The sequence below is a fragment of the Clostridium paraputrificum AGR2156 genome (assembly GCF_000424025.1).
GTDB lineage: Bacteria > Bacillota > Clostridia > Clostridiales > Clostridiaceae > Clostridium > Clostridium paraputrificum.
The window spans coordinates 101,501-115,231 of record NZ_AUJC01000008.1 but is presented as its reverse complement, the minus strand read 5'-3'; the positions used below and the strand labels follow the sequence as shown (position 1 = coordinate 115,231).

Here is a 13,731-nt window from a genome sequence, read left to right as displayed (position 1 = left end):
ATTGGTATATATTTATCTTATACTTTTCTAATGATAAAGGTTCACTACTATTTCTCAAAACCAAATGAGACTATCTAAAAACTATACATAATTACAATTTAACCCTACTTACAAAAATCATCTTTTTCTTTTGTAAGTACAAGCATCAATTGAATAACAGTTATTATAACAGAACTTCCTTTCTTGTATGCTATATATCTATCTTCCCATCTTGTAGCATATTTCTCCTTAAATTTTTTAAGTCCTTTAAATGAATATACAAAATTACCATATACAAATATTTGATAGGCTATCTTTTCTCTAAAAAAAGCATGCTTAGTTCTTCCTACATCTGCTAATGGCGCAAGTCCTAAATTAAAATATTTAAACCCATTTTCCTTTGCATACTCAAAAATATTTGCAAACATATAATCCATAATTCCATTAAGCTCAATTTTCTTAAATCTCATAAGATCAACAGATAGGGTTTCACCATCATACATTGGCATTATTGTAGCAAATCCTTTAAGTTCTCCTTCAGAATTCCTTACAATAGCAACTTTATCCATTTCTATATAATCTCTATCTAAAAAACCTACACAAAATCCTTTTTCCTTTTGTCCATTAAGCCATTCTTCTGAAACCTCTTTTATTTCACTAAATAGCTCATCATTATAAGGTGGACTAACAATTGAAAATTCATAGCCAGCCTTGGTTATTCTTCCTATAGCTTGTCTATTACTTTTATTCTTATTACCTACTAATGAAAACTTATCTAGTTCAACCCATGCATCTTGCCCAAGCTTCATAAACTCATAACCTAAATCGTGAAGTTCTCCCATTACTTCAACATCAACTCCACTAAACACTAGAGTATATCCATATAAATCAGCAAACTCTAAAAATTCCTGTATACCATCAAAAAAGTTTTCCTTATTACCTACTGGGTTACCTAAAACTATAATTTTATCTCCAGATATTTGATACTGAAAAAGTACATCTTCATTTTTATTTATGTATATATACTTATCTCCTAAAAATACATAGTGGATAAGTCTTGATCCACCATAATTTTCAATAATCTTTTTAACCTTTTCTTTATCTAATTCTTCTTTGGGAAACTTGTTTAATCTATTAAGCAATATTAAAAGCATAACTAATAATAAGGCTATTGTTGCTCCAATAAAAACAGAACTTACTAAATTATCTTTATAAAAGCTTTTTACTATTTCCTCTAAATTTAAAATAGGTATCTTTCTATGTATATAATGTACCACTTTTGAATAACTTGATATCAAATATACTGATAGGGTTAATAAAATAATTGCTATATCTTTAATTGCATTTTTCCATGTATAAATAAAACCTATTCTATAGAACATTTTTCTACTAAATAATATTAATATCCAAACAAGTCCTATAAATATACATTCATGAATATTATATTTGCTAAAGAATCCTCCCATAGTTATAACAGCAAATACGAAAACCATAAAATAATAAACTTCTTTAGTTTTTGTATGAAGTATAGTTGATAATACTATAAGAATAAATCCTATTATTATACTTAAAGATATAGATAACTCTACTATATCCATATTTAAGATTTCATTTCTATGAGGAAAATAACGTTTTAAGTATATATTATTACCAAATATCAACGATATTCCTGTAATGAATAACATAATTTTCAAAACACAATGAGCTAATTTCGAATTTAACCTTGATATAACTTCTCGTGCATCTTCATTTATCTTCATATACAAATCTGATAAATATAAAACTAGTCCTATTAACACAGGAATTATGTAATAGCTTAATCTATATAAGATTATAAGTAATAGAACTTGCTCTGAAGGTACGTTAAACTCTTTAAGTCCTACTAATAGTGTTAAATCAAAGGTACCAACACCACTAGGTACCATACTTATCATAGCTACTATTATAGCCATAACATATATAGGAAAGAATTGTGATAAAGTAACCTTTATTCCTAAAATTACAATCAATCCGTATATTAAAAGTATAGTTGTTGCCCATTCCAGAATTGAAGTAAACATTATTTTTAATGTAATATAGTAATTTTCTTTATTTCTATTTTTAAATACCTTATAGGTAGCCCCTATAAAAATAATAGGAATATATAAACCTATTAAAGCTGATATGAAAAATACATAATCAAAGCTTCTTCCATTTACTAAGCTCCATAAAGAATATATTAAGCATACTAAAGAAAATCCTGATAAGTTTAATCCAACAACCTTAGATGTTTCTTTTATAAGTTTTGATGAATCATCCACGTATTTCTTATAAAAATGATTTTTTAAGAATATAGCTGAACTTCCACCAAAGCCAACTAAGTTAGATATTGAACTTGCAATCCATGAATACTTGTACACTTCTCTTGTACTTAGGTTTATTTGTACCTTCTTTTTTATTATTAAATCGTAAAATGACAATGGTAAATATGATATTATCCCTAATACTATAATTATCATTATATTAGTAACTGTTAACTTGTCAGAATACATATTGAATAGATTAACATCTATATCAACAAAAATATTATATAATTCCCTTAATGCAAAAAATAATATTACTACTATAATTGGAATTTGAATCATTTGCACTATTTTCTTATTCAGTTTCTTCTTCATATTTATCCCCTTCGTTTATAAAGTATGGTTTATATATTAAAGAAATTATCTTAAAAGAACCTTAACTATTTCTTAATATCCTCTAAAAATAATTTGGATGTATATGATTCTTATCTATATATATCTGTATTTGACAACTATAGTTATCCGTATTAAATAAATCGTGATAAAGTTCAACTTCTATTAACTCATTTGTATTTATATTATTTTTCTTTATATACTTCATTAAATTTTCTCTACACTTTAGTTGATTTTCTTTATTATAAACTAAAGTTAAATAATCTCCTTCAGGTAATACTCTTATGTTTTGTTCTTCTTCAACCTCATCCTTCAATCCAACAAATGCAAATTTTGACTTAATCTCTCCTATTGAACTAATATCATAGATTATTCCCCTCTCTAAGGTTATTTCCATATTATTTTCCTTAATTATTTTATCTAATTTTGAGTAATAAATAAGTTCCTCTAACTCCTTAGAACTTTTAAATGGAGCAAAAACTATACATCTCTTATTAAAATGCTTTATTACAATTTCATCATTATCTACTATTTCTTTTGATATTTTAATGCTTTCGCTTAATATATTAATATTGCTTATTATTTCATTCATTAATTTAATTTTTTCTTCTGCTTCCTTCTTTTTTATCTCTAGAAACTTTAAAAGTTTTTCTGTATTTGGATCTTTAAATATATCCTGTAGTTCTAAAATACTTGTTCCAAGAGTTCTACAGCCTTTAATTATATCTATATGAACAAATTGATCTATAGAATAATATCTATACCCTGTTTCTTCATCTATATATTTAGGTATCAAGATTCCCACTTTATGATAATATCTTAAAGCCTTTATTGTAACATCTTTTATTTTTGAGACTTCGCCTATTGAATAATACTCTTTCATTTAACCACATCCAACTTTCTAATATTTATTGACTCTCCTCTAAGAGGAGATATTAACATAATTATATACTAATTTTAAGATTTGAAAGGAAGAAATATTATGAACAATAAGGTTATGTACAGAGAATTACACAAAGGAGATTATGAAATAATAAAAAAGTTAATAGGTGATGCTTTTGGATTTAGTGAGTTTATAAAAGATCCCGACTTTTTAAACTTAATACTAAATTCTTATCTTCAAGAATGTATATTAGATAGTAGTTTTAGTAAAGTAGCTATTAAAAATGGTAAAGTTATTGGAATCATTTTAGGAAATGCTAATAAGGATAAAAATAAAATAAAAAGCTTTCATAATAGAATAAGTTTAATAAGCTCTTTAATTAAAATTATGTTTACAAAAAATGATAATAAAAAAGATTTAAAAGAATTCTCTAAAATTCAAAAGACTTATAAAGAAATTTTTAATGGAAATAAGAATAATTTTCAAGGATGCATACAACTTTTCATTGTATCAAAAGAATCTAGAGGTTTAGGTGTAGGAACATCTTTAATGAATTATCTTTTTGACTACATGAAATCTATGAAAGTAAAATCTCTATACCTATATACCGATACAAGATGTAACTATCAATTTTATGATAAAAATAATTTTAAAAGATTAAATGAAAAGAAAGTGCATTTTAATAGAGTAAATGAAAGTTTAAACATCTTTCTTTATGGATATAATTTTTAAAGAATCACCTTTTAGCCTAAATATTCTATTTTAAAAAGAGAATCTATTTTAAAGATTCTCTTTTTGAATATATAGAAAAATATAAAATTTTAATTATATATAAATCAAAGATGGTATTACAATTTCATTACCTTAAATAATAAGCGAATAGATATTTCTTTTTCTGTGCATTGTAGCTTTCGACTGAACAATCAAAATAAATATCAACCACACATTTTGGTTTACTTATTCTTGTGAACACTTCCTTCAAATAGTTTTCCCTTCTCTTTAGGAAGTTTATTTTTAACTAAAATATCATAAAATCCTGATATTATGTAGCTTATAGTCATAACTATCATAATAGCTACCATTTCTCCTCCACCAAAATATTCAAGGGCCATAGCTATTGATGTAATTGGAAGTGATGTTGCACTACAAAAAACTCCAATCATACCTAATGCTGTGGAAGATTCTAACGGAAGATTTATTAACCCTGAAACAGAACTGCCAAGTGTTGCTCCTACAAAGAATGTTGGATTTCCTCTTCCTCCCTGAAAAACTGACCCTAAAGCTACTGCTGTAAATAATATCTTCCATATACTATCCATTATACTTACCCTATTACTAAATGAATCATTTATGAAAGATTGACCTAATCCATTATAATTATTTCCAATAATTAAGAATAATACTATTGTTATTCCCCCTCCTAAAATTGCCTTTATATATGGATTTTTAGTAACTAAGTCATATAGCTTACTGCTATTATCTAATACTAAATTGAATATAAACCCAGCAACACCACATATTATTCCAAGTAAAATTAGCTTTAAAAGCAGTAAAATACTTAATTCTCCTAAGTTTAACTGAGGATAGACTACTTCATTATTACCTATAATATTAGCTATTTCGTTTGAAAATACAGTTGTTAAAAATGCAGGTATTAGGGCTTGATAATGAAACTTTCCTTTTAACACTAATTCCATTCCTAAAATTGCTCCTGCAAAAGGTACATCATATATAACACCAAAAGCACTACCTACTCCACAAATTACTAAGGTTCTTTGCTCATCATCAGATAAATTAAAGATTCTTGCCATAAAATCTCCTAATATGCCCCCCATTGCAACAGCTGATCCTTCTTTTCCAGCAGAACCTCCACATAAAGTTGTTAAAAATGAACCTATAAATACTACAATTGACATAAAAAAAGGAATATCTTTTGCAGCTGACTGAACTTCAGATTTTAGTAAATTTTCACCTGAATATGCATTTCTTCTTGTATGTAAATATAAAAAGGTTATAATCAATCCAGCGAAGGGTAGTAGATAAATCATATATTCATGATCTTTTCTAAAGTTATTTCCCCAGCTTAATAGGATATTAAATAAACCAACTATAACACCTATGGGCACAGCCATTGCTATACTTAGTGCAATCCATTTTAGTACATTAAAAATTAATGAACTATACTGATTTTCCGCATTAGTTTTTAACTTTTCCATAACCCTCTCCTTCTATCTTCATCATAAATATAATTTCCTAAAGAACAAAAAAAATACTAGGAAGTAAATTCCTAGCATTTTCACGCTAATCTCTTCTATAACTTCTTATGTTTTCCCTAAATATACACCAATATACAGAAAAAGAATTTTAGTTAATATAAATAAGTATATACAAACTAGTAAGGATAATATGGATAATAAGGATACGGTGGTACTATAAAGGGATATCTTAGTAAGGCTAAAGCAGCTATTGTGTTAATAGGAAATGGCCTTCGTCTAAATCTTCTATATCTATTTCTCATTGGTCCAAAGGGTTGTCTAGGTTGTCTTGCCATTTCATTAGCCATCTCATCAGTCATTACATCTTCGCCAACTAAAACAAAAACCATATTTCCATCTATCCCCTCTACAATTCCATCAAAGCTACTACCGTCTTTCATTTGGATAATTGTGTGGTAAGATATACACCTCTGACACTGTTCATAGATAGACATATCATTTCTTTCATAATCAAATATTTCTAATGACAATTTATATCAACTCCTTTCTAATATATGTTATTCATAAAAAGCAATTCTAGTGCCTCTATATCTTTCTTTATAAGACTATTTTTTGACAATGGATATAACTAAAGGTGGCTACACTAAATCTTATAAATTGAAACATCTCAGAGAGGAAATGTTTTAATTTACCTAATAGTTTGAAATTTACCAGTTATTTAGGAATATTTCCCAGTTCAATAATATATATCTCTTTATTTTCCTTAACGTTAATTTATCACCACCTTTATTATCATTAAACTTTTTTATTACACTTATTTTATGGAAGTATTATTTTACCTACTTTGCTTTATTTTATAATCTGTCCTACAATGACATAAAGGAGGATGATGCATATGAGGATCTTTGCTCTTAGGCCCTTATTTTAGTTAGTTAAGTGTCTATCTTAGTTAAAGATCTCTAACTTCTAAGGGCCTAATAAACTATTTAATATATTTAATTTATGAGGTGTTTATTATGTCTAATTTAACTTTTAATGTATGTAAGCGAGAGAATAATGAAAATAAAGTGAATTTAAGAAGAGTAGGTTTAACTCCAGGTATTATTTATGGTGAATTTCTAAAAAACCCAATTCCTATTAAAATTGATAGTTCTGATTTAAAAAGGTTATTAAAAACCAATAACAAGGGTTCTATAATACCTATTTGTTTAGGCAAAAAGAAGCTTAACTGTGTTGTTAAAGATCTTCAAAAGAATTATCGTAATGAAATAATACATGTGGATTTTCAATATACAAAACCTAACGAAAGAATTAAAATGAAAATTCCTATAAAATTTAGTGGACAGGAAAACTTAGAATCAAAAAGATTGGTATTAGAAACACATATTACATCTATTGAACTACAAGGGGATGTTGAAAAAATACCTGAGTCAATTGATATTGATGTTTCTAATATGAATTTTGATAATAGAATATTACTTGAAGACATATCCATTCCAAAAGATATTTCTGTTTTAAGTGACCCTAAAGCTTTAGTAGCTATTATTACAAATTAATGTTCCCACACAAAAAAGCACTGTACTTTTATACAGTGCTTTTTATTATATCTTATATTTTTCCAATTCTTCTTTAAACATATTAGCTATCTTTTCAAAGTTTGATATATTTTCAGTCAGATTATTAATCTCCTGTGTATATTGAGTAACGCTAGCACTTCCTTCCTCTGAATACGCTGAATTCTCTTCTGCAATTGATGCCAAATTCTTTATATTGTTAGATAATGATTCAATAGATTTTGATTGTTCATTTAAATCATTTATAATGTTTATCATAGATGATGCAATATAATTAATAGATTTATTAGCATCAAAACTTAAATTCTTTACATCTTCAAGGTTTAATGTTTCTTTTTCCAATATGAAATATTGATTTTCTATTTGTTTAACTAATGATTCAATATTACCTTTAAAATGTACTAAGTTTGTATTTATTTCTTTAACTGATTCCTTTGATTGTTCTGATAGCTTCTTTATAGATTCTGCAACAACAGAAAATCCTTTACCTTGTTCACCAGCTCTTGCAGCTTCAATTGATGCATTAAGTGCAAGTAAATTTGTTTGCTCTGCTATTCCTGCTACAATAGACACTATCTTTGTTATATCATTTGCTCTTTTTTCTAAATCTTCACTTTTTACCTTAACATCATTAAAGTTTTCTAATGTTACTCCTATGTTTCCACTTGATTTTTCTACACCAGAATTGCTTTTATTAATTTTCTTTAATACTTCCTCTAAATTATTCTTATAACTATTTTCTACTTGAACTATTTTACCTAAAGCATTTATATTCTCTTCTAAAGACATTACTACCTCATCAGTTTGTCCAGCCTGCTCAACTGCACTATTAGCAACTTGTCCAACCACTTCATCTATGCTTTCAGATGCTTGTTGCATTGATACACTTATCAAATCTATTTTTTTAATAAATGTGCTCATTTCATCTGTTAATCCCTTAAAGCTTACAAAATCTGATTGGATTATTTTTTTGTGTTCTTTAATTTTTTCATAAATATCCTCAAAAAAGTCATTAGTTTTAATGCTTTCATCTATGTTATATCTATTTTCCACTAGTCTATTAAGCTCTTCTTTAAGTTGTGATAAGGGTGATAACATTAAATTTGTTCCTAAGCATGTTAATCCACCTGCTATTATACTAGCTATAATGGACTTAATTATATTGCTAACTCCCATTAAAGGTATTAATATAATAAATAATGTAATTCCAGTAAATAATCCTGCCTTTACTCCAAAGTTTTTAATAAAACCTAATGACATAAGTATATTAAACTTATACTCTTTATTGTAATGAATATCCTCACTAAACATTAATTTTAATTCTAATGATGTATTTGTTTTAGATATTTCTTCAACTTGGATTTTTTCATTAAAGTAATTTCCTACCCCCTCAAGCATTCCAAGAAAATATTCAAACATTCCCCTGGAAGAGTTATAGGTAAATATAGCTTCTCTTCTAGAAATAGGTGTAATTGTTAATATAGGAGGTTTTGCCCCTATAAATTTCTTTGTCATAACTACATGTACATCATACATGGACTTTAAAAATGAGTATGCACTTTCATGCTTGAAAAATGCTGGATAATCCTTGCTGAAGGATATAATATTATCTTGTCCAATTTTTCTCCATAACTCTTTTGTAGTTATGTTCTTATTATCTGATATGTACTTTATATATTTATTGACCTTATCATCTTCCACATTTTCTATTGGTGAGAATATCTTATTTTCACCCCAACCAGCGTAAGACATTGCATTCTTAACTACATCTTCACCAAATAATTTTCTAGTTGTATTAAGCCAAGTTGCAACAACTGTTCCCTTCATTACCATTCCTCCTTTTTTATCTTTTGCACTATTTAGGCAATTTACATTAAATTATACTATAAATTTCATATTTTTCATGTTTATTCACAATATATTAATAACTTTTTATATTAAAATTTTATTTATATATAAACTTTGAAATAAAATTTAAATATTAGGGTTGACTTTTCTTTTTATCCATAGTATAGTGTACTCAATTACAAAACATGTGTTTTTTATATAAGGACACAATTAAAGGGGCTTAAACATATGAAAAAATTTTCACTAATAAGTAAAATTATAATAGCTTTGATACTAGGGGTTAGCGTAGGGCTTATATGTAAATCACTTTCTATAGTATTTCCTATGAGAATATTGACTACCTTTAGTAGTTTATTTGGAAACTTCTTATCCTTTATTATTCCACTAATAATTATAGGATTTATAGTTCCTGGAGTTGCTTCTCTAGGGAACAAATCTGGTAAAACTTTATTATTAACTATCGTACTAGCTTATACATCTACTTTAATTGCTGGATTTTTAGCATTTATTATTGGATTTAATCTACTGCCGAAGTTCATAAATGGGGGAATTTTACTTGAGCAAGGAACTGTAGACTTAACTCCTTATTTCACTATCGACATTCCACCAATGATAAACATAATGTCAGCTTTAGTATTTGCATTTATACTAGGAGTTGGATTATCTCGCATAAAAAATAGTACTTTATTAAAAATATTTGAAGAATTTAGTTCTATAGTAGAAATGGTAATAAAGAATGTATTAATACCTCTTGTTCCCTTTTATATATTTTCAATATTTGCAAAACTAAGCTTTAGTGGAGAGATATTTACTACCTTAAAAGCATTTGGTATTGTTTATATAATATTGTTTACCTTACAAGTTGGATATATTTTAATTCAATATTTAATTGCTGGTAGCTTTAAAAAACAAAATCCCCTAAAGCTTATTAAAAATATGATACCTGCATACTTTACAGCAGTTGGTACGCAATCTTCTGCTGCTACAATTCCTGTCACATTAGAATCTACAAAGAATAATAATGTAAGTGAAGAGATAGCAGATTTTGTTATACCTCTATGTGCAACAATCCATTTAGCAGGTGATACTATAGCATTAGTTTTAACATCTATGGGGGTAATGTATATGAATGGACAAACTCCTACCTTTAGTAGTTTTCTTCCATTCATATTAATGTTAGGTATTACAATGGTAGCTGCACCTGGAGTACCTGGTGGTGGTGTAATGGCTGCACTTGGTATTTTAGAAATGATGTTAGGTTTTGGTTCTGTAGAAAAGTCTATAATGATTGCATTACATGCAGCTCAAGATAGCTTTGGTACTGCCACTAATATCACCGGAGACGGCGCTTTAGCAATAATAATAGATAAAATAGTGGGCAAAAAGAAGAGCTAGTATAACAATGTACTAGCTCTTTTATCTTGCATTAATTTCCAATTATTTCCTGAGAAATATTTTATTATTTTCTCTCTGAAGGCCATATGCTACTATCTCTATAATAGTTGATGCCTAGGTTCTTTAGCCTTTCTCCTTGCTTTTCTAATCTTATTTTATATTCATTCCAATTTCTATCTTTCTTTGGTGTCCAACCAATTTCCCCATATCCTAATAGTCTAGGATATATCATAAAATCCATTTGCTGTTGATTTAAAATATTTTCTGTCCATAGTGGTGATTCTACCCCTAATACCAGATCTTTTGGTGCATAATCTGTTGGATCCCAATTATATGCTGTTTCTATCGGTATGTACCCTGCCCAATCTAAGCCATATGGTGTATCCTTATTATATTTCATATCTAAGTATGCTTTACTAGCAATTGAAATAATCATCTTCATTCCTTTTTTTCTAGCTGCTTCATTTGAATCCTTCCAATTTTGCAATATTACACTAAAGTTTATCTCTGGTGATGTATCAATTGGATCCCATCCTATTGGAGTTTTTCCTAAAGCCTCAACCATTTTAGCTACTCTTCCAACAAAGTAATCATAATTCTCCTTCTTAGTGCTAAGGGCCTCATCTCCTCCTATGTGAAAATATTTTGAAGGAGAAATGGCAGCTACCTCTTTGAATACATTATCTAAAAACTTATAAGTCTCTTCACTATGTGTCATAAAAGAGCTAAAACCGATCTCTGTTCCTGTATACAAAGGCTTCCTCTTACCATCTGGATTTAAAAAGCCATAAGAAGCTAAGGCTGCATTACTATGACCAGGCATATCAAATTCAGGAATTATCTCTACATATCTATCTCTTGCATATTTTACTATATCTTTAAATTGCTCTTGAGTATAATATCCTCCCTTGCCTCCTCCAACTTCTGTGCTACCACCTATTTTAGTTAAATCTGGATACTGTTTAATTTCTAAACGCCACCCCTGATCATCACTAAGATGTAAATGAACCCTATTTATTTTATATAAAGCTGCATGATCTATTTGGCGTTTAATTTCATCTACTGAAAAGAAATGCCTAGCTACATCAATCATTAATCCTCTATAACTATATTCTGGTTTATCCTTTATATTAGAAGCTGGCACACTCCATTCCACATTACTAACCAAACTATTTTTCTCTATATCTGGAGGTAATAACTGCCTTAAGCTTTGAACACCTCTAGAAATTCCCTCTGGCTTATAAGCTATAATCTCTATTTTTTCTTTTGTAGTTATTAAATTGTATCCTTCATTTCCTTCGGCTTCATTTCCTCCTAAAGTAGTTAAGTAAATATTTCCTGAGGGAGGATTATCCCCTTCAACTATTTTTAATTCATATCCTGTTGGACTTATTAACTTTTCTCTTAGAAACTCTGCTACTATTCGTATTTCCTCTGTTTCTTCTTTATTCTTTCCTTTTATATATATAGAAGATTCCTTACTTAAAATAAACTTTCCATTATTCTTTACATAACTTAAAGGTTTTGGAATAATATCATTACTTACCTCTTCTAAAAAAGTTGATTGCACATCTTCTCTTTTTTGAAAGTTTATAAATATTGAGGTAGATAAAATTACTAAAGATAATAATATTATTGAAATACGATTTAAACTCTTGTGATATAGATTATTCATTAGTTCACCGTCCTTAATTACATAATATCTATACTATTTTTTTATTAAAGTACACATTCTATACATTAAAAAGGTGGAGTGGATATTTATTTTGTTTGTTCCGTCGCTACGCTCCAAGTCACATCAAAACAAATATCCACCCCACGCGTACTAAAGGTAAGGAAATTATAAAATTACTATCCTTGATTTTATATTTTTTTAATATGAAATTATAATAATACCTTTGAGTTATAGCCAATTGAAATTTTATACTTTCCTAGACATTGAAAAAAGAATGTATCTTTGACACATTCCCTCAGATTTCAAATATTACTTTGCACTTTGCTCTTTTAAGTATTTATCTACCTCTTCTTTACTTAATATCTTTACTTCTCCTACTAAAGTATTATTAGATAAATTAGATGCATATATTGACTTATTTCCAGTACAGCTTTTATCCTTATTCTTATCTAAATAAACTTTTAAATCCTCTTCGTTATTAAATATTTTATAACAAACTCTTTTCATCTTGATTAATACATATACACCTTCCACATGTAGAGCATATATATTGAATATGATTTTCTAAGCACTCCCTAGACTTTATTAATGGTGTAATTCTAAGATTATCACTATAACATTCTTTACACATCATCTTTTCTATTGATTAAAATTCCTTTCGTAAATTTCATTATTCTACTTATATTTTATCTTTATACTATTTCCTTCTACAGCAACTCCTTTTGACTTAGTTATAGGTAGCTTTTCTTTTTCTGAAAATCCTATTGTTTCTCCATCATTAAGTACTGCATTATACTCAAGGACATAGGATACTATATCATAAATAAATCCATATAACTCTGAAGGTGTAGTTTTTGAGTTAATAACCTCAATCTCATCTTTATCAAAATAGTCCATTCCACATGTATATGCGGAAAATCCTTTTTCACTTGGATAAATACCTATATATATCCAATTTAATACAGGAAGAACTTTTTCTTTTAAATCCTCAGCACATCTTATATAAAAATCAGAAGGTAAAACTGTTGGGTATTGATATATACCTATTGCATTTTTTAACTTCAATAGAGAAGAAACTACCATAGTAAATACAATACTATTTCCTATTGGATTTTCTCCTTTTGTAACTGACACAACTATATGAGCCTTATGCTTAGCAGTTTCCTCTTCCCCCTCTTTCCAAAGATAATTATTCATTGCATTTTCTTCTGCTTCTTTATTTGGAACAGGTGAATTAATTAATGCACATACAACCTTAATATCACTTACTTCAAATATTAAAATTTCACTTTGATCTTCTTCCTTAATCATAATTTCCCAATCTCTATATAAGTTTCTCTTAAACTCTTTTATATTAAAGCCTTCATCTGATAAAAGTACAAAACCAGTTCTTATCTTTTTATCTTTCATCTCATCCCCTTTTCCTTTCCATTTATTACAATTAAATTCTATCATACTTTTCCTATAATTAAACAGTAAAAAAGGT

The 13,731-nt window shown here is 27.7% G+C and carries 11 protein-coding genes; 3 read left to right on the top strand and 8 right to left on the bottom strand.

The genetic code is table 11. The annotated features are described in order from the left end of the window. Nucleotides 1-104: 104 nt before the first annotated feature. Nucleotides 105-2,636: a bifunctional lysylphosphatidylglycerol flippase/synthetase MprF gene (mprF, locus tag G594_RS0109635; RefSeq protein ID WP_051195968.1), complete on the bottom strand. Its 2,532-nt coding sequence runs from the start codon at nt 2,634-2,636 to the stop codon at nt 105-107. An 82-nt stretch (nt 2,637-2,718) separates the two neighbouring features. Further along, nucleotides 2,719-3,537, bottom strand: a complete 819-nt coding sequence (locus G594_RS0109630) for a MerR family DNA-binding transcriptional regulator (RefSeq protein ID WP_027098392.1) — start codon at nt 3,535-3,537, stop codon at nt 2,719-2,721. A gap of 99 nt (nt 3,538-3,636) precedes the next feature. Between G594_RS0109630 and G594_RS0109625 the strand changes: the two genes are divergently transcribed. Next, entirely contained in the window at nt 3,637-4,269 is a 633-nt protein-coding gene (locus tag G594_RS0109625) for a GNAT family N-acetyltransferase (RefSeq protein WP_027098391.1), read from the top strand. A gap of 221 nt (nt 4,270-4,490) precedes the next feature. Here G594_RS0109625 and G594_RS0109620 read toward each other — a convergent pair whose 3' ends face one another. After that, nucleotides 4,491-5,753, bottom strand: a complete 1,263-nt coding sequence (locus G594_RS0109620; RefSeq protein WP_027098390.1) for a chloride channel protein — start codon at nt 5,751-5,753, stop codon at nt 4,491-4,493. Between the two features lie 176 nt (nt 5,754-5,929). Then, nucleotides 5,930-6,283: a hypothetical protein gene (locus tag G594_RS0109615; RefSeq protein WP_027098389.1), complete on the bottom strand. Its 354-nt coding sequence runs from the start codon at nt 6,281-6,283 to the stop codon at nt 5,930-5,932. Between the two features lie 486 nt (nt 6,284-6,769). Here G594_RS0109615 and G594_RS0109610 point away from each other — a divergent pair, with 486 nt between their 5' ends. Then, on the top strand, nt 6,770-7,309 hold the full coding sequence (locus G594_RS0109610; RefSeq protein ID WP_027098388.1) for a 50S ribosomal protein L25: 540 nt from the start codon (nt 6,770-6,772) through the stop codon (nt 7,307-7,309). A 45-nt stretch (nt 7,310-7,354) separates the two neighbouring features. On the opposite strand, the gene G594_RS0109605 is transcribed toward G594_RS0109610, so the two are convergent. Then, the gene (locus tag G594_RS0109605; RefSeq protein WP_027098387.1) at nt 7,355-9,154 is read right to left on the bottom strand and encodes a heme NO-binding domain-containing protein; all 1,800 of its coding nucleotides are present in this window, start codon (nt 9,152-9,154) and stop codon (nt 7,355-7,357) included. Nucleotides 9,155-9,403: 249 nt separating this feature from the next. Here G594_RS0109605 and G594_RS0109600 point away from each other — a divergent pair, with 249 nt between their 5' ends. Further along, complete coding sequence (locus G594_RS0109600; RefSeq protein ID WP_027098386.1) at nt 9,404-10,570, top strand: dicarboxylate/amino acid:cation symporter; 1,167 nt, start codon at nt 9,404-9,406, stop codon at nt 10,568-10,570. Nucleotides 10,571-10,634: 64 nt separating this feature from the next. On the opposite strand, the gene G594_RS0109595 is transcribed toward G594_RS0109600, so the two are convergent. From G594_RS0109595 to G594_RS0109585, 3 genes are all read right to left on the bottom strand, one after another. Continuing rightward, a complete protein-coding gene (locus tag G594_RS0109595) occupies nt 10,635-12,245 on the bottom strand; it encodes a family 20 glycosylhydrolase (protein ID WP_027098385.1) in 1,611 nt (536 codons plus the stop codon). 309 nt (nt 12,246-12,554) lie between these two features. After that, nucleotides 12,555-12,752 (bottom strand): hypothetical protein, encoded by a 198-nt coding sequence (locus G594_RS20700; RefSeq protein ID WP_027098384.1) that lies wholly within the window; start codon nt 12,750-12,752, stop codon nt 12,555-12,557. A 168-nt stretch (nt 12,753-12,920) separates the two neighbouring features. Beyond that, on the bottom strand, nt 12,921-13,655 hold the full coding sequence (locus tag G594_RS0109585) for a DUF4261 domain-containing protein (RefSeq protein WP_027098383.1): 735 nt from the start codon (nt 13,653-13,655) through the stop codon (nt 12,921-12,923). Nucleotides 13,656-13,731 lie beyond the last annotated feature (76 nt).

Coding starts and splice junctions, on each gene's coding strand:
- G594_RS0109605 (WP_027098387.1), bottom strand. CDS start 9,154: ATGAAGGGAACAGTTGTTGCAACTTGGCTTAATACAACTAGAAAATTA.
- G594_RS0109630 (WP_027098392.1), bottom strand. CDS start 3,537: ATGAAAGAGTATTATTCAATAGGCGAAGTCTCAAAAATAAAAGATGTT.
- G594_RS0109625 (WP_027098391.1), top strand. CDS start 3,637: ATGAACAATAAGGTTATGTACAGAGAATTACACAAAGGAGATTATGAA.
- G594_RS0109610 (WP_027098388.1), top strand. CDS start 6,770: ATGTCTAATTTAACTTTTAATGTATGTAAGCGAGAGAATAATGAAAAT.
- mprF (WP_051195968.1), bottom strand. CDS start 2,636: ATGAAGAAGAAACTGAATAAGAAAATAGTGCAAATGATTCAAATTCCA.
- G594_RS0109600 (WP_027098386.1), top strand. CDS start 9,404: ATGAAAAAATTTTCACTAATAAGTAAAATTATAATAGCTTTGATACTA.
- G594_RS0109585 (WP_027098383.1), bottom strand. CDS start 13,655: ATGAAAGATAAAAAGATAAGAACTGGTTTTGTACTTTTATCAGATGAA.
- G594_RS20700 (WP_027098384.1), bottom strand. CDS start 12,752: ATGAAAAGAGTTTGTTATAAAATATTTAATAACGAAGAGGATTTAAAA.
- G594_RS0109620 (WP_027098390.1), bottom strand. CDS start 5,753: ATGGAAAAGTTAAAAACTAATGCGGAAAATCAGTATAGTTCATTAATT.
- G594_RS0109595 (WP_027098385.1), bottom strand. CDS start 12,245: ATGAATAATCTATATCACAAGAGTTTAAATCGTATTTCAATAATATTA.